Raw genomic sequence first — 22,299 nt, forward strand, 5'->3', positions numbered from 1 at the left:
TGTTAATGATTCGCCATGGAGCCTGGAATTCCTTCGATATTGTAACAACCAAAAATCGAAGCCTGGTGGATTTCGCTTATGTTCGTGTTAATTAATTCTTAACCCCGTCTTTTACAAAGTTTGTAATTGGCCCATACCCAACCGTAATGGAGAACACAAATTTTGGCAACATGTGTGGTGCCGCAACGCTTCCTTCAGATAAAACCTTTTCTAATTCCCCGGAGTAGCTGAAGAAAGGTAAAACCCCAGCCTTACTTGTACAGGTAGCCAGTAAGGGTGAGGTTTTACCTACAATTTTACCTCATTATTTCAAAAGGGATTATAGTACGCAGAAGGAGCCAAATTTGAGCCTTCTTATTCAACGAGCACCGTCTTGCCATCCACCACTCTAACCAGATACATCTGCACCTCACTCTGGCCCTTTTCATTGAACTTAATCCGGCTGGCTATTCCGTTAAAATCGAGGCTGCGCAATGCCGGCACCAGGTCTTTAGGATCGTCGCTTCCTTTAGCTACCTTAACAGCTTCCGCAATCGTATAGATTCCGTCGAAACCTCTTACTCCTTCTTGCACTCCAAGCCACGGATAATTGGCCTTAGTCCAGCTTTCCAAAAAGACTCTAGCTCGCTCAGGGTTTGCGGTCTTGTCGGGTATCCACGGGACAGAATGCTGTACTGACCATACCCCTTCAGCCGCTTCTTTTCCTGCCAATTCAATAAGGGCGTCTGAAAAATTGCTGCCGCCGATGGAAATTATGTTCTGAGGTAATTTAAGTTCTCTAACTTGCTTAACAACTAGAGCAATTTGGCTTATCTCGCTATTAATAAAGATAGTGTCGGCACCCGAATCCCTAATCTTAGTAAGTTGGGCATAAAATTCTGTCACTTCCTCCCCCACATATTCAACTGAAACCACTTCACCACCCAGTTCCTTAATTATGGTAGAATATGCTTCTACGCCACCGCGTCCCCAATCGTTGTTAACCGCAATGAAAGCTGCCCTACGAATATCGATGTTCTTAAACAAAGTATCTTTAATCCCTTCCGCCTCCTGCACGCTGGTTGCGGCAATTCTGAATACCATTTTGTACCCTTGCTCTGTTATTTTGGGAGAGCTTGACGTTTCTACCACTATAGGTATTCCAGCCTTTTCTACAATGGGTAAGACGGCCAGCGTAGGAGAGCTACCCCAGCAACCCATTATTACGTTAACTCTGTCACCCGTGATGAGTTTCTGGGCAGCGTTAACGGCGTCGGCGGGGTCGTTCTTGGAATCATACACTACTAGCTCAATTGGTCGCCCTAATACGCCTCCTTCCGCATTAATGTTGTCAACGGCTATTTCGGCTCCCCAGAGCACATTTTGACCAGATTGGGCTACGGGACCTGATAGGGGTTGTATTACGCCCACTCGCAGGGGTGCGGCCGAAAAACTTTCTTTCTCGCCTGTAACCTGTCCCGAATCCTGCCTATTAGTTTCACCTCCGCAGCCTGTTACCGCTAACATCAGGACTAACACACCCACCATTAACCCCAGAACTCGCCTAGCCAACTTTTTCGCCTCCCTTCTCAAGGTTTGTAGTATTTTTGGGGGAACTAAGTAATTTCCTTGTTTACTGCACTAGAACCGATTCATGAGTTGCCCTGTTATCCCATAGCGCAAATTTTCAGTTCGCAACCCCAAGGTAAACCTTTTTCACTCTACTATCCACTATCAAATCTTTGGCCCGTCCCTCCAACACCACCTCCCCATTCTGAATCAAGTATCCCCTATCGGCAATTTGCAAAGCTATATTAGCGTTTTGTTCTACCAGTAAGATACTTATACCTTCTCTTTTCAAAGACAAGATGGCCTCCGCGATGCGCTGGACCATAATAGGTGCTAGACCTAAGGAAGGCTCGTCGAGGAGTAGCAACTTGGGTCTAGCCATCAAGGCTCTTCCTATAGCTAACATTTGCTGTTCTCCTCCACTTAAAGTCCCAGCTTTCTGTTTCCATCTCTCTTTAAGGACTGGAAACAGTTTGAAAACTTTCTCTATCTGTTCCTGCACTATGGTACGGTCTTGGACACTAAATGCGCCAATTTCAAGATTCTCCAGTACGGTCATACGAGGAAAAACTCGTCTTCCCTCGGGAGATAAACCGGCGTTGTCCCAAAAATCGTGGAAAATGAAGGTGGCGGTCCCTCAATCCTCTGTGATATAACAGAGGTGGACAATCCATACAAAAGGAGGTAACCGCCACCAATGCCAGTATATCACAAGTCAAAAGAAAACCCAATATCCTCCGGAGGCTTTCCTAACTTACCTGACCATGTACAAGTATCCTTAAGGGAGATCATAGGTAAAGCCAAGGAAGGGCTCTTAGCCCTTTCCGTTGCCGTAGGCTTGGATGTGGTTCAATCCATGATGGAGGCCGAAGTAACTGAGATAGCGGGACCCAAAGGAAAGCACAATCCGGAGCGCACAGCTAGACGTCATGGGAGCGAGAAAGGTAGCGTGGTGTTAGGGGGGCGAAAGGTGGCGATCCGGCGTCCCCGGGTGCGCGCCATAAACGGCAGAGAAGTAAAACTTAAAACCTATGAAGCCTTCCAGGATGAAAGGTTCATAACTGAGACAGTTCTAGAGCATATACTTTACGGGTTATCCATAAGGCACTATAAGCATAGCCTTGAACCCATAGGAGAAGAATTACCTGTTCATGGGACTTCCAAGAGCACCATAAGCCGGCGATTTATCTACGCTACCCGTAAGGCCTTAGAGGAGCTGCTAAGCAGGCCTTTGGGAGACAAACGTTTCTTGGTTCTGGTAATTGATGGGGTTGTGTTTGCCGGGCATACAGTGGTAGCTGCTTTAGGCATCACTGACAAAGGCGAAAAAGAGGTCTTGGGCTTATGGGAAGGGGCTACAGAGAATGCTGCAGTCTGTAGGTCTCTTCTTACCAACCTTGTAGAACGCGGCCTAAAGGTGGAAGAGGGTATACTGGTGGTCATAGACGGCTCCAAAGCTTTAAGGGCGGCGGTTAAAGAAGTTTTTGGTAATCGGGCCGTAGTACAGAGGTGCCAGGTGCATAAGAAGCGGAACGTCTTAGAACACCTGCCCAAAGGAGCCCAAGAATGGGTGGGTAAGAAGCTAGAGCAAGCCTGGTCAGAAAAGGATTATCATAAGGCTTTAACGGAACTAAATAGGCTAGCTGATGCCCTTGAAGATAAGTACCCTGGGGCAGCGAGGAGCCTGCGGGAGGGATTAGAGGAGACGCTGACCGTTACCCGTCTAGGTCTACCCGAAACCCTGTGGAAAACTTTACGGTCAACGAATGTAATAGAGACGGCCTTTGACAAGGTCAGGGTTGTTACCCGGAACGTAAAGAGGTGGCGAAATGGGATGCAGGTTTTGCGCTGGGCTGCAGCTGGACTGCTTCAGGCCGAGAAGGGCCTGACTTTATCAGATGAGAATCTAGAAGTCGCATAAAATCTAGGAAGATAGAAACCAAGGCGTGCATTTTGCCACTACGCCTGGCCCTGCCAGCGAGAAGCAAACTCTTCTACACGAGTGATATTGGCAGGGGGAGCGATTCGCATCAGGCGCAGGATCTTTTTGCTTAACTCTGTACCCTTGGTCTTAATAAAGAAGGTTTCTCCTTCGATTTCCACCTCGGCAAAGTTGAGGGAGTTTAACGCTTCCCGGATCTCTACCGGCGAGGCGTTTTCTCCAGCTTGCCGGAGCTTGGATTCCAGGGTGCGTTCGAGAAGAAAGGCCAGGAAACAGATTACAAAGTGCCCCTTAATCCGCCTTTCGGTCCAATGGAAAACCGGTCGTACTTCCAGGGTGCTTTTCATGACGCGGAAGGATTCTTCAATCCGCCACAGGTTGTGGTAAGCATCCAGAATGTCTTTGGCGCTCATCTCTTTCTCGTTGGTCTGGATGCCGTAGTAGCCGTCAAATTGTTGGTCCCAGTTAATTGCTTCTTCGTCCAGCACCCAGGTGCCGGTACAATCTACTTCTTTGAGGTATTTCTTGCCGCCGCGTTTATTGCTGGCCCGGATTTTAGCCTTGCTTTCTAAAAGGCTTTGGGCCTTCTCGATTAACCTTTCCCGGTCGGACCGGTCTTTCTCCGCCCGCCGGCTGGAGTAGGTGACGATCAGTTTTTCGGGTAATTGGTATTTTTCTCCTTCAGCGGTGAACTCGTTTATGTATTCGATAACCTTGTAGCGAAGGACTTCTCCTTCTTCGTCGTCCTTGATCTCCTGATAGCCGTCTTCGTCCAGGATCATATCGGTAATCTCTTTCTTCATCTTCTTAATGCGGGCGGCAAAAATGTAGCTGTAGTTACGTTCTACTATGCGCTTTAAATTGAGCTTGCTGTTAATCCCCCGGTCCGCCACGATAATTACCCGGCGCAGGCCAAAACGTTTTTCCAGCTTTTCTAAGGCTGCTTCCAGGGTTTTACCGTCAAAGGTATTGCCGGGGAAAAGCTCATAGCCTATGGGCCGACCTTCGCAATCAATAAGTAAACCCAGTACCACCTGGACTTCGTTGTACTTGCCGTCTTTACTGAAGCCAAAATCTCGTAAAGTATCGGCTTTGACGCTGGCAAAGGAAAAGGTCGTTACGTCGTAAAATACCACATCTACTTTCATGTTGAAAAGGTGGCGGTTCTTCCGGAACATCTCTTCTTCCAGCAATTCTTTGTGCTCACTGAGTAAATCCAGGGAGCGATAGAGGTGGTTCAAAGCCACGTCGGGCAAACTGGCATAACGTTGCTGGTGGTTGTAGGTGCCCAGTTTGCTCCTGGGCTCAAGGAGGTGCTGGACGACCATCAGAAAACTCGCGTCACTTAAGCTGAATTGGACCTTGTGTTTGGCACTAATCTCTTTCAGCAGTTCGGGTAGTTCAAATTGGTTCCAGATCTTCCGGTAGACCACATAACCCCAGTTCTTGATCTGCGCCTCAGAGAAGTTCGCTAAACTGGTCACCTCCCTGGCCTTGGACAATTCTAAAAGGCGCTTTCCCAATCTTTGAAAGCTGGGGTTGTTTTCAATCTCATCCAGGCGGCCGAGATTTAAAAGGACCTTGTGTTTGACAACACCGTTTTCCCGGTAAGACCGAACCAACTGAACGTACTGGTGGTCCCTAGATTTAGTTATCTTGATGAACATGTTTTTATGATACCACTATTTACACCTATTGTCTAGCTATATAACCATTATTACCGCTAATGTTGCCACTACACTTTTCGCTTTCTGACCGGCTTTGAGCCCGCAAACCTAGATTTTATGCGGGTCCCCGTTTCGAAAACGAGTTGTAACTGATAAAGTCAGGATATTCTACGCCTAAAAACTAACCTCCTCCCCGACTCCCTTTTAAATGATGCCGGAGACGGTTATTCTAAAAACTGGGAGGATTTTATGGCCCCTCGCCGAAATATAAAAGTCGGCTTCCGATAATGCCCAAATTTTTTTCAAGAGGTGATCAGTTAATGCCCAACATTATGTATACCGCTGCCGAACTTATGGCGGTAGCCGCCCGTACGGCTCCCAAGGCGGCCGGCAAGGACTTTGTGGTCTTAGAAATCCTGCAAGGAGACCAGTTGCAGAAGCTGGCCGATGCCATGGTTGACTACGGGCGTCAGACTAATCGCAAGAATTTCGACCGGGACGGGGAAAATGTAAGACGTTCCGAAGCAGTCCTGCTGATAGGGTTAAAAAACGCCCAAAAGGCCGGATTGGACTGTGGCGCTTGCGGAGAGCCTCGGTGCGCAGAGCTGAAGGATTTACAGCCGGGCCCGGAGTTTGCCGGCCCTATATGCGCCTGGCGTCTCCTGGACTTAGGCATCGCCATAGGCTCGGCGGTCAAGACGGCCAGCATCCTCAATATTGACAATCGCATTATGTATCGCATTGGGGTCCTGGCCAGGCGTCTGGGCCTCATCGATGCGGACATGGCAGTGGGCATACCCCTCTCGGCTACCGGCAAAAACATTTATTTCGACCGTTAAACGTAAAGGTCCCTCACCATTTGAGGGACCTTGTTAGTTTAGCTGCGCCGGCCGGAAGGCCAGGTGGTCTCCCGACACCAAATGAAATTCCATTCCCCAGTGGTTTCCCTCCAGGGCTCTTAGGCGGTCCTGGCCGTGGAGATGGGCGTAATAACAACGTTGGACGCCATACTCCCGCATGAGGTCCACGAAGGCAGAAGGCTCGCCCGTAAGAGCCGGGGGAAAATGCAGCATTACAATTATGGGTTCGGTTCCCTGCCTTATTCTGGCCAGCTCCTGCAGGGCCCTTTCCAGCCGCAGGGTTTCCCTCCGGTAAACCCTCTCATCGGTTTCCGGATTAAAAAGGGGGTGCCCCGGCACCAGCCATCCGCGGGTACCGCAGATGGCCAACCCTTCCACCACTTCGGGTTTCAAGAGGTCGAAATCCGCGTCTAGAATGGCAGCCCGCATCTTCCTTTCGGTTTGCCACCAGTAATCGTGGTTGCCCTTAAGAATCCTCTTGCGGCCGGGCAAGCTCTTTAAAAGCTGTAAGTGGGGAAGGGCTTCCTCCAGGCGCATGGCCCAGCTGAGATCTCCCAGCAGGTAAACGGTATCCTGCGGTCGAACGGCTTTCTTCCATTCCTCCACTATTCTATGCTCGTGATGATCCCATTCCGGTCCGAAAAGGGACATGTCGCGACCCAGATGGAGATCGCCTAGGGCAAAAAGGGCCATTTTTATCCTCCCGTGCTCTGTTCCAGCCTCCGCACAATGGCCTCCGCCATCTCCTGGGTTCCTGCCGTCCCGCCCAGGTCGTAGGTTAAATATTTGCCTTCCAGCAAAACCTCGTTGACGGCCTGCCGGACCCGCGCGGCAGGTTCATCCTCACCTAGGTGCTCCAGCATCATAACTCCGGAAAGGATAGTAGCCAGAGGATTAACCTTGTTCTGCCCGGCGTACTTCGGCGCGCTGCCGTGGATGGGCTCAAAAACCGCAGCCGCCTCCCCCAGGTTGGCTCCGGGAGCTACCCCCAGGCCGCCCACTAGGCCGGCGCAGAGGTCGGAAAGGATGTCGCCGTACAGGTTGGGCAATACCAGCACATCGTACTGTTCCGGCTTCTGTACCAGTTGCATGCTGAGATTATCCACAATCCGGTCGTCGGCTTCGATTTCAGGATAATCCTTGGCCACTTCGTAAAAGCAGTGCAGGAAAAGACCGTCGGTGAGTTTCAAAATATTGGCCTTGTGACCCGCGGTGACCCGTCGGCGGCCTTTCTTCCGCGCATACTCAAAGGCCGCCCGGGCTATCCTTTCCGAGCCCTTGCGGGTAATGATCTTGATACTCTCCGCCGCATCCTCGCCTACCGTATGTTCCACCCCGGCGTAAAGGTCTTCGGTATTCTCTCGGAAGATTACCAGGTCGATGTTCTGGTACCGGGAAGGTACGTTGGGTAAATTCTTAACCGGCCGAACGTTGGCGTAAAGGTCCAGTTCCTTGCGCAGGGCCACATTGACGCTGCGAAATCCGGTGCCTACAGGAGTGGTAATGGGTCCTTTAAGGGCCACCCTGTTCCGCCTGATGGATTCCAGCACTTCCCCGGGCAGAACGCTGCCGTATTTCTTAAGGGCGGATTCACCTGCCTCCACCACTTCCCACTCGAGCTCGGCCCCGCTGGCCTCCAGGACCCGCCGCGCGGCCGCGGTCACTTCCGGGCCGGTACCATCCCCCGGTATCAACGTTACTACATGCCGCAAATTCTGCCACCTCCGCCTCGGAAACAATTACGCCTCTTATTATACGCAATTTAGTTTCCTTGAGCTAGCCTTCTCTGTGGCAGTTTTGACCTATTTTGAGCAATACACGCTTCCACTACTTCGGGGGTAAGTAACGAGGTATCCCCAATTTTCATTCCAGGCCTGCTTGGCTTCTGCTCGCTCCAAAAACCCTCGCGGGCCAAACTAGCGCTCGGCTCAAGGCTCCGGCAGGCTTCCCGGCAAATTCGACCTCCTCTCTCAGTTGCCGGCCGCAGGTTTCTCATGGCCTCGGGCCTGCCTCCGCCTTTCGCCAAGCTTAAGTTTGGCTACCGCGAAGGCTTGCTCGCTCGCTTGAAGCCTAAGCAGGCCACCCCAGCGAAAACCGGAGATAACTCATGGTAAATAATGATTGCTACCTTTTCCCGCCAGAGTTACAATAAACCAGGAGGCGGTATTTACTCATGCTGATCGGCTTAGACATGGGCGGCACCCATACTGATGCCGTCCTTATCTCTGAAGGCGAGGTTGTGGAGCACGTAAAGGTCCTTACCGATCCCGCCGACTTTTTGGCTTCCATCGAGCAGGCCCTAAACACCCTTCTGAAGCACAGGGACCCTGCAGCCATACGGCGCATAAACTTGAGCACCACCGTGTGCACCAACGCCATTGTGGAAGGGAAAACAGAACCCGTGGGCCTGCTCCTTATACCCGGTCCGGGACTTAACCCCTCTTTTTTGACCTGCGCAAAAGTGACTGTAATCCTCCAGGGCAGCATTGACCACCGGGGCCGGGAGACCAGCCCCCTCAAGCGTGAGGAACTGGAGTCGGCCAGGCGGCAGTTCCAGGACAACGGTATCCGCTGCCTGGCAGCGGTGGGAAAATTCTCCGTCCGCAACCCGGCCCATGAATTGGAGATAGCGCACCTTTTGGAAGGAAGCTATGATTTTATCACCTTGGGCCACCGGTTGTCGGGCCGCTTAGCCTTCCCCCGGCGGGTGTACACTGCGTACCTGAACAGCTCCGTCTGGCGGGTCTACAGCCGATTTGCCGGGGCAGTCCGGTCTTATGTGGAAAGCAAGGGTTTGAAGATAGAACCCTTTATTCTCAAGGCGGACGGGGGTACCTTGACTTTAGCCAGCGCGGTGAATACTCCCGTGGAAACCATCCTTTCCGGACCGGCGGCCAGCATCATGGGTGCTTTGGCGCTGGCACCGGTTGAAGACGATTTCGTCATTCTGGACATCGGCGGCACCACTACGGATATTGCCTTCTGCGCTGGCGGCGTCCCCCTTTTTGAACCCCAGGGCATACGCCTGGGGCCTTATCCCACCCTGGTGCGGTCCTTTTTCGTTCATTCAGTAGGGCTGGGCGGGGATAGCTCCATTAGAATAGTAGACGGGCGTATGGCCATCGGTCCCCAGCGTCAGGGCCCTCCGGCTGCCCTGGGCGGTCCCGCTCCCACCCCTACCGACGCCCTCATCACACTCGGCCTGCTGCAACTGGGGGATCGAGGGCGGGCAGAGAGGGCTATAGAAAGTCTGGGTAAACCGGTGGGCTTATCCATTAGGGAAACGGCTCAAAGTGCCCTCGACGAATTTACCGCAGGTATCGCCCGGACTGTAAACCAGCTTCTTCACTACCTGAACAGCCGACCTGTGTATACGATCCGGGAAGTTCTGACCGAAAGGAAGCTGGAGCCGCGCCGGGTGATTGCCGTAGGGGCCCCCGCTCCCCTCTTAAAGCCCTTCCTGGAAAAAGCCTCCGGCCTGCCGGTAGAAGTGCCTTCCCTCGCAGGGGTAGCCAATGCCGTAGGCGCGGCTTTAAGCCACCCCACGGCGACCCTGGCCCTTTTCGCGGATACGGAGAGGGGTGTCCTGACGGCTCCCGAGATAGGATGGCAGGAAAGAATTGACCGCTCTTTTTCCCTGGAGCAGGCGCGGCGGCGGGCCTTTGCTTTGCTGGAGCAGCGCCTTAGAGAATTGGGGTACACCGGAGGCGTTCCTGAGCTGGAAGTAATAGAGGAACAGGCCTTCAATATGGTGCGCGGGTTTTACACCGTCGGCAGAAATATACGCCTCAAGGTCCAGAACAGGCCGTCTCTCATCGGGCTGAAAGGGGGAACCTACGACCATGCTTAAAGCTGCCCGCCGCGTGGGACTGGTGTTCTTCCCGGCCTACGACTGGGCCATCTCCCCTACCCACCCGGAGCGGGAGGAGCGGCTCCTCTATACCCAGGACCAGGTCTGGGAAGAGGGAGTTTTAGATATCGAAGGCATTACCGAATACCGCCCGCGGCTGGCCGACATTAAGGACGTCGAGCGGGTCCACATCTGCGTGCCCGACGTTAGGAGCCGGGCCGGTGAATCAGATCTCATTGCCGCCGGCGGGGCTCTGGTGGCGGCCGACGCCGTCCTCCAGGGGGAGGTAGACCGGGCCTTTGCCATAGTGCGTCCCCCCGGCCACCATGCCCAGCGCATTGTCTACGGCAACCGCGGCTTCTGCAATATCAACATTGAAGCCATTATGATCGAATACATCCGCCAGAGGTACGGTCCCAAGCGCATCGCCATTGTAGATACCGATTGCCACCACGGCGACGGTACCCAGGACATTTACTGGCACGATAAGGACACCCTCTATATCTCCATTCATCAGGACGGCCGCACCCTCTACCCGGGCACCGGTTTTTTGCCCGAGTTCGGCGGTCCCAATGCCTGCGGGTACACCCTGAATCTCCCCCTACCCCCGCAAACCGGGGAGGAGGGATTCCTCTACGCCCTGGAAAACCTGATCCTCCCTGTGCTCAACGATTTCCGGCCCGACCTGATTATCAACTCGGCGGGGCAAGACAACCACTACACGGATCCCATTACCAATATGCGTTTTTCCGCCCGAGGTTACGCCAGGCTTACCGAACTCTTGCAGCCCCACATCGCGGTTCTGGAAGGGGGCTACTCCATCGAAGGCGCCCTCCCCTATGTCAACCTGGGGATCATCCTGGCCCTGGCGGGGCTGGATTATACTTACGTCCGGGAACCCGATTACACCCCGGCTAAAGTATCCCAGCCCCAGGAAATTACCGACTATATTGCCCACCTGTGCCGGGAAACTTATGCAGCCTGGCAGCAGCGGGAGGAAATACGGGCGCAGACCACACGGGGGAAAAAAGAAATCACCCGCCAGCGCCGCGTCTACTACGACACCGAAGGGCTGCTGGAGATCCAAAAGGAGACCACCTTGGTCTGTGAAGAGTGTGCCGGCCTGACCTGGATAGATTCCCGCTGTTCAGAGCGGGGCGAGCATATTTTGGCCGTCTTTATTCCCCGGGATGCCTGCCCTCGCTGCCGGCAGGAAGGGGAAAAGCTTTTCCGGCAGGCTGACCGGCGGAGCTATACCCGAGTATACCTCCAGGACCGGCCGCGGGATATTCTGGTTAGAGAGTAAGGGGAGGGCGCAAGTCGCCCGTCCTGCTGGAGCTGCATATCCCCATTTTTTGCTGGGGAGGCCTGCCTGGGCTTGCAAGCCAGGTTCTTTCCCTGAGCGATAATCAAACCTGAGCTTCCCTCAAAAGCAAAAGCGGGGTTGAGGATAGCGAAGCCCAAGGCCGGCCCTATCGGCAAGGATGCCGCATGCATCCGGGGACCCCGCTCTTACTGCTTTTAGTGCAGGGCAAGTCCTGCCCGCGAGGGAGACTTGCGTGAGGAAAAGCCAGGCAAGCCCAGGTCCAAGAACTGGGCATAACTCAGCTGCTGGTGAGGCAACCACGCAAAGGAGGGCCAAGTAAGGCTGGTAGCAAAAATAGGGGTGCTCCAGGTGTTGGAAGCCCTGGCTTCTTTCTAAAAGGCGCCCCGCACCAGCTCTATTCTCTCCACCCCTCCCCTTTTATCCAGCCATACGGCTACTACATCAAAGCGGCAGGGAAGGCCGGCCAGGCCCTTCTGTTGCAGATAGTAGGCCGCCAGCCGGCGCAAGCGGTGCTGTTTGCGCCAGTCTACCGATTCCTGGGGAGTTCCCAGTAAGTTCGAGGAGCGGGTCCTGACCTCTACGAAAACTATTTCCCCGCCCTCCTCGGCCACTATATCCAGCTCACCCAGGCCGCAGCGGAAGTTCCTCTCCCGCAGGCGAAAGCCTTTCTCCTGCAGAAAGGCGGCCGCCGCTTCCTCCCCCTGCCGACCTATGCGCTTCCTTTCCAGCGTCATTAAGAACAGCCCCCAACTGTTCCCGGCGTACTTTGCCTGCCGCCCCGGAATGTGCGTCAGGCCTCCGACCCAACGCCTCAGTGCCCGAGAAAAGCCATGGCGGAATTAAAAGCGTAACTGGTAAGGGGTGTTGGATAGAGGCCGAAGAAAAATAGCACGGCCAGGGATAGCACGAGAGCCACCTGCATTCCCAGGGGCACCTGTATAACCGGGCTTCCGGTCGGGGGTTCACCAAAATACATGGCTTTGACTACTTGTAGATAGTAATAGACGGAAACCATGCTCATCAAAACGGCCAGAATGGCCAGCCAGATATATCCCCGGCCGATCACGGCCATAAACAGGTAGAATTTGCTCACAAACCCCGCCAGGGGCGGTATGCCGGCCAGGGAAAGGAGGGAAAAAAGCAGAACGGCTGCCAGCAAGGGCGAACGCCTGGCCAGACCTGCATAATCCCCGATCTCATCGCTTCCCTGGACATTGTAGAAGGCTGTAGCGGCCATGAAGGCTGCCATATTAGCAAAAACATAGAGCATGGAATGGTACAGGATAGCGCCCACCCCCAGTACGGAGAAGGCTACCACGCCCAGGAGCAAGTAGCCTGCCTGAGAAATACTGGAATAAGCCAGCAGCCTTTTGATATTCTTCTGGGGAATGGCCACCAAATTGCCCATGACCATGCTTAAGACAGACAGGGCCACGATTAATTCCGCCCAGAGGCCGTGAGTTTGGGGCAGAGCCCCAAAGAAGATGCGCAAGAAGGCCGCAAAACCTGCAGCTTTAGAGGCTACCGACAAAAAACCGGTAATGGGGGTAGGCGCTCCTTCGTATACATCGGGCGCCCACATATGAAAGGGTACCGCCGCCATCTTAAAGGCAAAGCCCGCCAGGACAAAGATGATACCCACTCCCAACAGAGGTCTTACGCCTTCCCTGGTTATGACTGAGCTTATCTCCCTTATAACCGTACTGCCCGTAGCCCCGTAAATTAGGCTGAGCCCGTAAAGGAGAATGGCCGAAGACATTGCTCCCAGGATGATATACTTAATACCCGCTTCGGCGGATTTCATATCCCCCTTGCGATAAGCGACCAGGATGCAGAGGGAAATGGTCATCAACTCTAGTCCCAGGTACAGGGTAATCAATTCTCCGGCGGAGGCCAGAAGCATCATGCCCAGGGTAGCCAGGACCAGTAAGGCATAGAACTCCCCTTCGCCGCGCGGCAACCGGCCGATATAGTCAAAGGAGGCAATACACGTCAGCACCGCCGCCGCAAGAAAGAGGATTTTAAAGTAGGTTCCCAGGGGATCGATAATGTATCCGTTCAAGACGACTCCCTGGGCCTCCCGCAGAGCCCAGGCCACGGCCGCAATTCCTATTAAGCCGGCTGTAGTCAGGTAAGCCAATCCCCTTTTCTCCTGCCCCGGCACCAAAAGCCCCAGCACCAGCAGCCCTAATCCCAAGGCGGCCGTCAAAAGTTCCACGCTCAAAAGCTGCCAGACACCCACTAGAAAATCCCCCCTACGGCCTTTGCGGCCTCGATCTTGGCTACCAGCGGGGCTACCCCGGTATGAATGAGGTCCACCATAAGGGAGGGAAACAGGCCGAAAAGAACGAGCACCGAGCACAGCACCACAATGGGGACCAGCTCCACTCCCCGGGCATCTTCCAGACAGTCCCACTCGGATTTGCGCGGTCCAAAAAAGGTTTTCTGCACGACCCGCAGGACATAAGTGGCGGTAATGACAATGCCCAGGATGGCTAAAATGGCTAGGACCCGGTAGCTTAAGAGGCCACCCCACAGCGCCTGTTCCCGGGTAAAGGCCCCTAAGAAAATCAAGAACTCGGCCACGAAGTTATTCAGCCCGGGCAATCCCAGGGAAGCCAGGCCGCCGATCAGGAAACCGGCAGCCACCCGCGGCATCTGATGGGCCAGCCCGCCAAAGCGGGCGATCTCCCGGGTATGGGCTTTATGGTAGATATTCCCCACCAGAGCGAAGAAGAGGGCCGTCATGATGCCATGGGCGAACATCTGGGTTACGGCTCCGCTCAAGCTTAAAGTGTTAAGAGCAGCTATCCCCAATAGCACATAACCCATGTGGCTCACGCTGCTGTAGCCGATGACGAACTTTAAATCCTTCTGGACCATGGCTATCATGGCTCCATAGACCACATTCACGATGCAGAGAACGGCGATAAGGGGAGCCCAAAACTTGGCCCCTTCCGGGAAGAAGAAAACTCCCACCCGGATTAAGCCGTAGGCCCCCAATTTCATCAACACCCCGGCGTGGAGCATACTTACGGCCGTAGGCGCTGCCACGTGGCCGTCGGGGGACCACAGGTGCAGGGGCCAGATGGGCACCAGCACCCCGAAGCCGATGAGCATGAGGAAGAAGATAAACTTCTGGAAGCCTACATCATACCGGACGGTAGCCAGCGTCTGGATATCAAAGGTTAGGTAGCCCAACTGGTTGGAGGCGTATAGGAAAAGGGCAATAATGCCTATCAGGGCAAAGGCGCTGCCTACCAGGAGATACAGGGTGAGCTTCATGGCCGCGTACTCTTTTCGGGTGCTTCCCCATATACCGATTAAGAGATACATGGGGATCACCGCTACTTCAAAAAAGAGATAGAAGAAAAAGAGGTCCCTGGTCATGAACACCCCGAAGACACCAGTTACCAGCATCAGGAGGAAAATGAAGAACTCCTTGATGCGGTTGGTCATATCCCAGGAGGCAAAAACGCCGGTAAATATTACTATGGCCGTAAGCAACACCATGGGCAGGCTCATTCCATCCACGCCCACAGAATAATTGATGCCGAAGGCCGGCACCCACGTCCTATCTTCCAGAAACTGTAACCCGCCTGCCCCCTGGTCGTAGGCAATGTATGCATAAACCGACAGCGCCAGGGCGACAAAGGTAGCGACGGCGGCGGTGATCTTTATGAGCAACTGCTCCCTTTCCGGTATTAACAATATGAGGATAAGCCCTATTACCGGCGCCAGAAGAATGGAAGTCAAAAGCGGGAAACTCATCTTATCCCTCCTATCACCGGCGCTGCCGCCCAGATTACCAGGACCACTACCGCTGCAAAAATCACCAGGGCATAAACCGGCAAGCTGCCGCTCTGCAGGTAACGCAATTTACGTCCCGACCAGCGCACCAGGTCTCCCACGCCGTCAAAAATCCGGTCTACCACGTTACGGTCGTGCCAGTTAAAGGCCTCGGCCAATCCCAGTACCACCCGCCGGAAAAACCAGAGGTAAGCCTCATCCACATAGTACTTATTATATACCACCGTATAGATCCCCTTCCACCGCTGGGCCAGGGCCTCATGAGATACGGCCTCCCGTCCGTAGATGAGCCACGCTAGATAGATCCCTAGGAGGGCCACCAGGGTAGAAGTGAACATTATCATATAGTTGGGTTCCACATGGTGGGGTTCCCCGAAGTATACCCACGAGCTGAACCCGTCCTGAACAAAAGGAGCGCCGATAAATCCTCCCACCACGGACAGGGCGGCGAGAACGATGAGGGGAAGGGTCATGGTCCACGGTGACTCGTGGCCGTGGAGACCCGCCCGCCGGCGTCCGAAGAAGGCCACAAAGATGAGGCGGAACATATAAAAGGCCGTCAGGAAAGCCACTACCGTCCCCAGAAGGTAGAGGCCGGTATAGCCGTGGCTGTAGGCGGCCAGCAGAATTTCGTCCTTACTCCAGAAACCCGCTAAGGGTGGAATCCCTGCGAGGGCCAACGCGCCTATAATAAAGGTTCCGGCCGTGATTTTCATATCCTTTGCCAAGCCGCCCATACGGAAAATATCCTGCTCGTTTAGGGCGTGGATGACGCTGCCGGCGCCCAGAAAGAGCAGGGCCTTAAAGAAGGCATGGGTGGTCAAGTGAAACATACCGGCCGTCATGCTGCCCACACCCATGGCCATGACCATGTAGCCCAGCTGGCTGATGGTGGAGTAAGCCAGGATCCGCTTTATATCCCGCTGGACCACCCCGATGGTGGCCGCGAAGAGGGCCGTAAAGCCGCCCACGTAGGCAATGATTAGCATCACTGAGGGCAGGCCGGCAAAGAGGACGAAAGCCCGCGCAAGGAGGTAAACACCGGCCGCCACCATGGTGGCTGCGTGGATCAAGGCACTCACAGGGGTAGGGCCTTCCATGGCGTCCGGCAGCCAGACGTGCAAGGGAAACTGGGCGGACTTACCTATCGGCCCGATAAATACTAGGGTAGCCGCCAGGGCCAGTAACCCTAAGTTGGAGGCCTGGGGGATGCCTTCCGCCAGCTCCCGGAAATTAAAGGTGCCGAACATAAGAAAGAGGAAGAAGAATCCCAGCATAAACCCGAAATCCGCCACGCGGTTGGTTACGAAGGCCTTTAAGCTGGCCCGGGCTGCCTCAGGCTTGTGAAAGTAAAATCCTATGAGTAAGTAGGAGCACAGGCCCACCAGTTCCCAGAAGAAAAACATCATGAAGAAGTTGTTGGCCACTACCAGTCCCAGCATGGAGGCGCTGAAAAGGGAGAGATAGCTGAAGAAAACGCTGAAGCCGGGATCCCCATGCATATATCCCACCGAATAGATCTCTACCAGCAGGGCCACCAGGGTCACCACCACCAGCATGACGGCGGTGAGGGGATCTAGCAAAATCCCAGCCTCAATCTTAAGCAGCCATCCCCGGGGCCCGGGAATAGCCAGCCAGTTGAGGGCCCTTTCCACCGGTTGCTCCATGGTGACCCCCGCCTGGAGTACCTCCACGAGAATCCCTACGGACAACACAAAGGAAGCAGCAATGGCTGCTATTCCCACGAGGGCGCTCAGTAGCTTCAGGCGGCGGGTGAGAAAAACGATGACCGGAAAGGCCAGGGCCGGGAAAAGGGGCACTAACCAGGCGTACTCCATCATGGCTCTTCTATCACCTGCCCTTTGACGAGTTGTTTTACCACTTCAACCAGTCAGCTTCTTCCACATCGGTGGCCAGCCGCCGCCGGTACAGGTTGATGACAATGGCCAGCCCCACGGCCACCTCGGCGGCCGCCACTACAATCACAAAGAGGGCAAAAACCTGGCCCGTCACCTCACCGGGGTTGAGAAACCGGTTAAAGGCCACCAAATTGATGTTCACGGCGTTCAGCATAAGCTCAATGCCCATCAGCACGGCCACCGCATTTCTCTTGGCCAGGGCACCGAAAAGGCCCACGACGAACAAAAGGCCGGCCAGGGCTAAATAATGGCTCAGGGTAATCATTTTTCCCCTTTCTCCTCTCTTGCCAGCAGGATGGCGCCGATTATGCCCACCAACAGCAGTACGGCCGCTACCTCAAAGGGGAGCACATAGGACCCCAGAAAAGCTTCGGCGATGGCTCCCACGGTATTCTCCGGCCAGGTACCGGGGTCCCCATGCCAGGGGCTACGGCCGAGGGCGAGGACCACCAAGATGAACAGAGCTAGGGAAACCACACCCGCGGCCACATGATAACTATTGAAGGGATTGCTCTGGCGTATGTGGCCCCTCCTGGTGAGCATAACACCGAAGATAAGGAGGATGGCCACGGCGCCCGCGTACACCAGTACCTGTACCGCGGCCAGGAATTCGGCTTCCAGCAAAATATAGAGGCCGGCGACGCCTATAAAGGTCAACACCAGATAAAGGGCGCTGTGTACGATATTGGGAAGCAACACCACGGCTACCGCCGAGCCCACCGTCAAGGCTGCCAGCAGCCAGAATACTGCCACGCTCCTCCACTCCCTCCTACCGCCTGCTTATTTCTCATCCACTTCCTGCTTCGAAGCCCCGCCCTTATCTTCAAATAAAACATGAATGGTATCCTCAAAGCGGTAACATGCCAGTTCGAAGTCGGTCTTAAAATGCAGGGCGTCGCTGGGGCAGCTCTCTACGCAAAGGCCGCAAAAGAGGCACTGACCCAACTTCATGGTAAATTTGCTGAGGTGACGTTTCTTATCTTCCCCCCGTCGCGTCTGGACGCTAATTACGTGGTTGGGACAGGCATTGGCACAGACCTCGCATCCCCTACATTTGTCACTTTCCAGCACGAAGGAACCGTGGGAACGCGGTGGTAAATTCGGGCGTCTCTCCGGATATTGTTCGGTAATGGCCTTGCCGAAGGCCAAATGCCAGGTGACCTGCAGACCCTTTATAAGACCTTGTCCGAACACCCTTACCACCTCCCCGGAGACAGCCACTGGTAAACTTTAATACCCACACCGGTCACCAGAATATTGACCAGGGACAGGGGGAGGAGAAATTTCCAATTGAGTTTTAACAAGTGATCGATACGTATGCGGGGGAAGGTCCACCGAACCCACATGAAAAGTAAAATCATGATATACAACTTAATAATGAACCAGAGCCACGACGGCAGCCACGGACCCTGCCATCCTCCGAGGAACAGGGTTACGGCCAGGGCCGAAACACTCACCAGATTAGCGTACTCGGACAAATAAAAGAGGGCATAACGCATGGCCGCATACTCCACATAGGGCCCGGCGATAATTTCCTGTTCCCCTTCTACTAGATCAAAGGGTCCGCGGTTAACCTCCGCGTTGGCCGCAATGAAGTAAATTAAGAAGGCCACCGGCTGCCAAAAGATAAACCACACATCCTTCTGGGCTGCCACAATATCGGAAGTCTTCAGGGAGCCGACGAGCATCACCACGCCCAGAATGGAAAAGACCAGAGGAATCTCATAGCTCACCATCTGGGCTACCGCCCGCATGGCTCCCAGGAGGGCATATTTATTGTTGGCCGCCCAACCCCCCATGAGGATGGCAATGGTGGTGGTAGAGGACACGGCCAGAAAATAAAACACCCCAATGTTCAGATCGGCAGCAATAAGTCCCCGTCCAAAGGGAATCACCGCATAGAGCAGGACGGCCGGGATAAAGATGGCTATGGGGGCCACTATGAATACCCACTTGTCCACATGCCGGGGAATGATATCCTCTTTCCCCAGGAATTTAAGGGCATCGGCCACCGATTGCAGCAACCCACGGGGACCAACCCGATTGGGACCGAGGCGCTGCTGCATATAAGCGCTGATCTTGCGCTCGAGATAAATAAGATAAATCACATTCAGAAAGACAAAGGCCAGGATCCCTACCAGGTAGATAATCCCCGTCAGGAGGCTGTTCAACCACGGAGGGAGACCCCACGTATTTAACCACGCTGCTACGAGATTTCCTCCTCCAGCCATACCTCCACTCCCCTATAGGATAAAACTCATTTTCACTTAGCGATCTACCTCGCCCAGTACGATATCGATGGAAGCAAGGGTAGCCACCGCATCCTGAACGGTGCCCCCGGCAGCCATCAACGGGAAGGCCCCCAGGTTTACAAAGGAAGGGCTGTGGATGTGCAACCTATATGGCTTGGACGACCCGTCGCTCACCACATAGAAACCCAAAATACCCTTAGCCCCCTCGATCTGGTGGTAAACTTCGCCCTCCGGCGGCTTGATTACCCTGGGAACCTTGGCCAAAACAGGCCCTTCCGGCAAGTCTCGTAAGGCCTGGGCAATAATCCTGGCACTCTGTTCTATCTCTAACAGGCGGATTACAAACCGGTCGTAGGCATCGCCGTTGTTCAAGGTGGGAACGTCAAATTCAAAGCGGTCGTAAATCCCGTAGGGCTGGACCTTCCGCAGGTCGAAGGGCAAGCCGCAGGCCCTCAAATTGGGACCGGTAACACCGTAGGCCAGCGCCGTCTCCAAATCTATCTTTCCCACTCCCCGGCACCGCGCCTGAAAGATCTCATTCCCCGTCACCAGCCCGTTAATCTCCTCCAGACCACGGGGAAGCTCCTTCAAAAAGCTCTGTAAAGCCGGGATAAATTCCGGCGGGATGTCGGCGGCTACACCCCCGATACGCATATAGCTTAAAGTCAGGCGGGAGCCGCAGGTCATTTCGAAAAGATCAAGGATCTTCTCCCGGTCCCGGAAAGGGGGAAACCACGCCGTCCAGCCGCTCAAATCCAGGGCCATGGACGCCACCATAACGTAGTGGCTTGCTATCCGGGAGAGCTCGGCCATGATGACCCGCAGGTACTCGGCCCTCTCCGGAACCTGAATTTCCAAGAGTTTTTCCACGGCCTGCACATATCCCAGGTTATTAAGCATAGCGGCCAGATAATCGAGGCGATCCGTATAGGGAATAAACTGGGTATAGGTACGATCTTCGGCCAGCTTTTCCAGGCCGCGATGGAGATAACCCACCACGTTCCGGACTCCTACTACCGTCTCGCCGTCTAGGGTGAGCACGGCCCGGTAAACCCCGTGGGTACTGGGGTGCTGCGGGCCCATATTGAGCGTTATTTCTTCGGTCGTAAGCTGGGCGGAAGCCTTCACTGAGTGCTCACCTCCTCCCGAGTTACCCGGAAATCTTTACGCAGGGGATGTCCCTCAAAATCGTCCGGACAGAGGATGCGCCTTAAATCGGGATGTCCGGTAAAGATAATCCCCAACAGGTCATAAGCTTCGCGCTCTTGTACGTCCGCAGCCGGCCAGACCCCAGCCAGCGATGGGACACGGGGGTTCGCCCGAGGCAGTTCTACCTTTACCCGCAGCATCTTTCCCTGGGGCACGGCCATCAAATGGTATACCAAAACTAACCGCTCTTTAGCGGGCTCATCGACCCCCGTAAGGTCCGACAGGAAGTTGAAACCGTATTCTTTTTTCAGGGCTATCATCACTTCCATTAGCCGTTCCACCGGTACCTTTAACACTGGCATATCGCGCCCCTGCCCCGCCTCTACGCCCGGAAAACGCCTCTCCAGATCCGTCCAGTCCCTCATTTTTCCCTCACCAGCGCTACCTTGGGATTTACCACTTTATCCCTTAGTTTGAGAAGGCCGTTAATCAGGGCTTCCGGCCGCGGAGGACAACCGGGAACGTACACATCTACCGGCACGAGGGTATCGACCCCCGGAACCACATTGTAAGAGTCCACAAAGGGACCCCCGCTGATGGAGCAGCTCCCCATAGCCACCACCCACTTGGGAGCCGGCATTTGATCGTAAAGCCGTCGCAGTAAAGGTGCCATTTTCTTGGTAACAGTGCCGGCCACGATCATCAAATCCGCCTGGCGGGGAGAGGGACGGAATACCTCGTACCCGAAGCGGGCTATATCGTACCGCGCCCCACCGGCGGCCATCATCTCAATGGCGCAGCACGCCAACCCAAAGGTTAGAGGCCAAAAGGAGTGGGCCCGACAATAGTTGAGCAACTTTTCCACAGAAGCCAGCAGCACATTAGGCGGCGTCTCCACCTCAGGGGGTTTTAGCCTTACTACCTCCACTCCAGGGCTCCCTCCTTCCAGGCATACCACAGACCCAGAACTAGAATACCTATAAAAATAATCATCTCCGCGAAGGCAAACCAACCTAGAACTTTGAATTTTACGGCCCAGGGATACAAGAATACCGTCTCCACGTCAAACAAAAGAAAAATGAGGGCGTACAGGAAGTAGCTGATCTTAAACTGGACCCATGTGGGCCCCTGGGTTTCCAGACCGCACTCATAGGTTTCTCCTTTAGCCCCTGTGGCCGGCCTCTTGGGCCTTACCAACCAGTTGGCCGCAATGGCCCCCACGGCCACCCCTATGGCTCCCAACAAAAATACAGCCACAATGACATATTGATATAGTATTTTTGAACACCTCCCCCAAAAAATTAGCAACCCTTCATCCGTACACCTTCCCACGTTCTATTCTATTCGCCAAGGGTAACGCGATTCCTGCCTACCTTACCCCTTTCAGCCTAAAGCTATGGCGATGAATGGGAGTCGGTCCAAGGGCTGCCAGGGCCGCTCGATGCTCACGGGTGGGGTAGCCTTTATGCCGGCCAAACCCGTAGCCGGGAAAAACTCTATCGTAGTCTTCCATAAGTTTATCCCGCGCCACTTTGGCTAGAATGGCCGCGGCAGCTATGGAAGCGCTCAGGTTGTCCCCGGCGATGAGGGGGGTCTGGGGAATATTAATGCCCGGCAGATAAAAGGCGTCCACTAGGATATGCTCCGGAGTAATGGCTAGTCCGGCCACCGCCCGCTGCATGGCCAGACGCGAGGCCACAGCAATGTTCAGGCAGTCGATTTCGAGAACCGAAGCCCAGCCAACGGCCCAGGCCAAACTCTTTTCCATAATTTGCACCGCCAGCCTCTTGCGCCGGCCGGGCGAAAGTTTCTTAGAATCGACCAGCTCAGCCAAGTAAAAACCGGGGGGCAGAATCACAGCACCTGCCGCTACGGGCCCGGCCAGGGGACCCCGCCCCACCTCGTCCACCCCGGCTATATAACGGATACCCCGCGCAGCCAACTGCTCCTCCAAGCGGTAAAGCTCCCGACCCAT

The 22,299-nt window shown here is 54.5% G+C and carries 21 protein-coding genes and 1 pseudogene; 4 read left to right on the forward strand and 18 right to left on the reverse strand.

Features of this window, described 5'->3' with window-relative positions; all coding sequences use genetic code 11:
• Positions 1-354: 354 nt before the first annotated feature.
• Both TAMC210_RS11320 and TAMC210_RS11325 read right to left on the reverse strand, forming a co-directional pair.
• Positions 355-1,551: an ABC transporter substrate-binding protein gene (locus TAMC210_RS11320; RefSeq protein WP_173298912.1), complete on the reverse strand. Its 1,197-nt coding sequence runs from the start codon at positions 1,549-1,551 to the stop codon at positions 355-357.
• A 115-nt stretch (positions 1,552-1,666) separates the two neighbouring features.
• Positions 1,667-2,170: an ABC transporter ATP-binding protein gene (locus TAMC210_RS11325; protein WP_256366503.1), complete on the reverse strand. Its 504-nt coding sequence runs from the start codon at positions 2,168-2,170 to the stop codon at positions 1,667-1,669.
• A 75-nt stretch (positions 2,171-2,245) separates the two neighbouring features.
• On the opposite strand from TAMC210_RS11325, the pseudogene TAMC210_RS11330 reads away from it, so the two are divergent.
• Positions 2,246-3,430, forward strand: a pseudogene (locus TAMC210_RS11330) (IS256 family transposase); the annotation flags it as partial.
• Positions 3,431-3,507: 77 nt separating this feature from the next.
• Here the strand turns inward: TAMC210_RS11330 and TAMC210_RS11335 are convergent.
• The gene (locus tag TAMC210_RS11335; RefSeq protein WP_173297029.1) at positions 3,508-5,157 is read right to left on the reverse strand and encodes an IS1634 family transposase; all 1,650 of its coding nucleotides are present in this window, start codon (positions 5,155-5,157) and stop codon (positions 3,508-3,510) included.
• A 320-nt stretch (positions 5,158-5,477) separates the two neighbouring features.
• Here TAMC210_RS11335 and TAMC210_RS11340 point away from each other — a divergent pair, with 320 nt between their 5' ends.
• Positions 5,478-5,996, forward strand: coding sequence for a ferredoxin domain-containing protein (locus TAMC210_RS11340; RefSeq protein ID WP_173298914.1), 519 nt, complete (start codon positions 5,478-5,480; stop codon positions 5,994-5,996).
• Between the two features lie 33 nt (positions 5,997-6,029).
• Here TAMC210_RS11340 and TAMC210_RS11345 read toward each other — a convergent pair whose 3' ends face one another.
• Both TAMC210_RS11345 and TAMC210_RS11350 read right to left on the reverse strand, forming a co-directional pair.
• On the reverse strand, positions 6,030-6,710 hold the full coding sequence (locus TAMC210_RS11345) for a metallophosphoesterase (protein WP_173298915.1): 681 nt from the start codon (positions 6,708-6,710) through the stop codon (positions 6,030-6,032).
• A 2-nt stretch (positions 6,711-6,712) separates the two neighbouring features.
• A complete protein-coding gene (locus TAMC210_RS11350; RefSeq protein WP_173298916.1) occupies positions 6,713-7,729 on the reverse strand; it encodes an isocitrate/isopropylmalate dehydrogenase family protein in 1,017 nt (338 codons plus the stop codon).
• Positions 7,730-8,190: 461 nt separating this feature from the next.
• Here TAMC210_RS11350 and TAMC210_RS11355 point away from each other — a divergent pair, with 461 nt between their 5' ends.
• Together TAMC210_RS11355 and TAMC210_RS11360 are read left to right on the forward strand one after the other, a co-directional pair.
• Positions 8,191-9,867 (forward strand): hydantoinase/oxoprolinase family protein, encoded by a 1,677-nt coding sequence (locus TAMC210_RS11355; RefSeq protein ID WP_173298917.1) that lies wholly within the window; start codon positions 8,191-8,193, stop codon positions 9,865-9,867.
• On the forward strand, positions 9,860-11,173 hold the full coding sequence (locus TAMC210_RS11360) for a histone deacetylase family protein (RefSeq protein WP_173298918.1): 1,314 nt from the start codon (positions 9,860-9,862) through the stop codon (positions 11,171-11,173). Before TAMC210_RS11355 ends, TAMC210_RS11360 begins: the two co-directional genes overlap by 8 nt.
• Positions 11,174-11,565: 392 nt before the next feature.
• Here the strand turns inward: TAMC210_RS11360 and TAMC210_RS11365 are convergent, their stop codons facing one another.
• The 13 genes from TAMC210_RS11365 to TAMC210_RS11425 all read right to left on the reverse strand — a co-directional run bounded on the left by TAMC210_RS11365 (position 11,566) and on the right by TAMC210_RS11425 (position 22,299).
• A complete protein-coding gene (locus TAMC210_RS11365) occupies positions 11,566-11,928 on the reverse strand; it encodes a YraN family protein (protein WP_217267369.1) in 363 nt (120 codons plus the stop codon).
• A gap of 77 nt (positions 11,929-12,005) precedes the next feature.
• A complete protein-coding gene (locus tag TAMC210_RS11370; protein WP_173298919.1) occupies positions 12,006-13,436 on the reverse strand; it encodes an NADH-quinone oxidoreductase subunit N in 1,431 nt (476 codons plus the stop codon).
• Entirely contained in the window at positions 13,436-14,965 is a 1,530-nt protein-coding gene (locus TAMC210_RS11375) for a complex I subunit 4 family protein (RefSeq protein ID WP_173298920.1), read from the reverse strand. Before TAMC210_RS11375 ends, TAMC210_RS11370 begins: the two co-directional genes overlap by 1 nt.
• Positions 14,962-16,845, reverse strand: coding sequence for an NADH-quinone oxidoreductase subunit L (gene nuoL, locus TAMC210_RS11380; RefSeq protein ID WP_173298921.1), 1,884 nt, complete (start codon positions 16,843-16,845; stop codon positions 14,962-14,964). The genes TAMC210_RS11375 and nuoL overlap by 4 nt, the downstream gene beginning before the upstream one ends.
• 34 nt (positions 16,846-16,879) lie before the next feature.
• A complete protein-coding gene (gene nuoK, locus TAMC210_RS11385) occupies positions 16,880-17,188 on the reverse strand; it encodes an NADH-quinone oxidoreductase subunit NuoK (RefSeq protein ID WP_254388650.1) in 309 nt (102 codons plus the stop codon).
• Positions 17,185-17,676: an NADH-quinone oxidoreductase subunit J family protein gene (locus TAMC210_RS11390; RefSeq protein WP_173298922.1), complete on the reverse strand. Its 492-nt coding sequence runs from the start codon at positions 17,674-17,676 to the stop codon at positions 17,185-17,187. The genes nuoK and TAMC210_RS11390 overlap by 4 nt, the downstream gene beginning before the upstream one ends.
• Positions 17,677-17,703: 27 nt before the next feature.
• Positions 17,704-18,117, reverse strand: coding sequence for a 4Fe-4S dicluster domain-containing protein (locus TAMC210_RS11395; RefSeq protein ID WP_173298923.1), 414 nt, complete (start codon positions 18,115-18,117; stop codon positions 17,704-17,706).
• A 2-nt stretch (positions 18,118-18,119) separates the two neighbouring features.
• Positions 18,120-19,154 (reverse strand): NADH-quinone oxidoreductase subunit NuoH, encoded by a 1,035-nt coding sequence (gene nuoH / locus TAMC210_RS11400; protein ID WP_173298924.1) that lies wholly within the window; start codon positions 19,152-19,154, stop codon positions 18,120-18,122.
• A gap of 36 nt (positions 19,155-19,190) precedes the next feature.
• Positions 19,191-20,258 (reverse strand): NADH-quinone oxidoreductase subunit D, encoded by a 1,068-nt coding sequence (locus TAMC210_RS11405; RefSeq protein WP_217267393.1) that lies wholly within the window; start codon positions 20,256-20,258, stop codon positions 19,191-19,193.
• Positions 20,259-20,299: 41 nt separating this feature from the next.
• Positions 20,300-20,749 (reverse strand): NADH-quinone oxidoreductase subunit C, encoded by a 450-nt coding sequence (locus tag TAMC210_RS11410; protein WP_173298926.1) that lies wholly within the window; start codon positions 20,747-20,749, stop codon positions 20,300-20,302.
• Positions 20,746-21,222 carry an NADH-quinone oxidoreductase subunit B gene (locus tag TAMC210_RS11415; protein ID WP_217267395.1) on the reverse strand — a complete coding sequence of 159 codons (477 nt, stop codon included), beginning with the start codon at positions 21,220-21,222 and terminating at the stop codon, positions 20,746-20,748. The genes TAMC210_RS11410 and TAMC210_RS11415 overlap by 4 nt, the downstream gene beginning before the upstream one ends.
• Before the next feature lie 20 nt (positions 21,223-21,242).
• Positions 21,243-21,584, reverse strand: coding sequence for an NADH-quinone oxidoreductase subunit A (locus tag TAMC210_RS11420; protein ID WP_373996455.1), 342 nt, complete (start codon positions 21,582-21,584; stop codon positions 21,243-21,245).
• 109 nt (positions 21,585-21,693) lie between these two features.
• On the reverse strand, positions 21,694-22,299 hold the full coding sequence (locus TAMC210_RS11425; RefSeq protein WP_173298928.1) for a ribonuclease HII: 606 nt from the start codon (positions 22,297-22,299) through the stop codon (positions 21,694-21,696).

Source organism: Thermanaeromonas sp. C210, from assembly GCF_013167955.1.
Taxonomy (GTDB): Bacteria; Bacillota; DSM-521; order Neomoorellales; family Neomoorellaceae; genus UBA12545.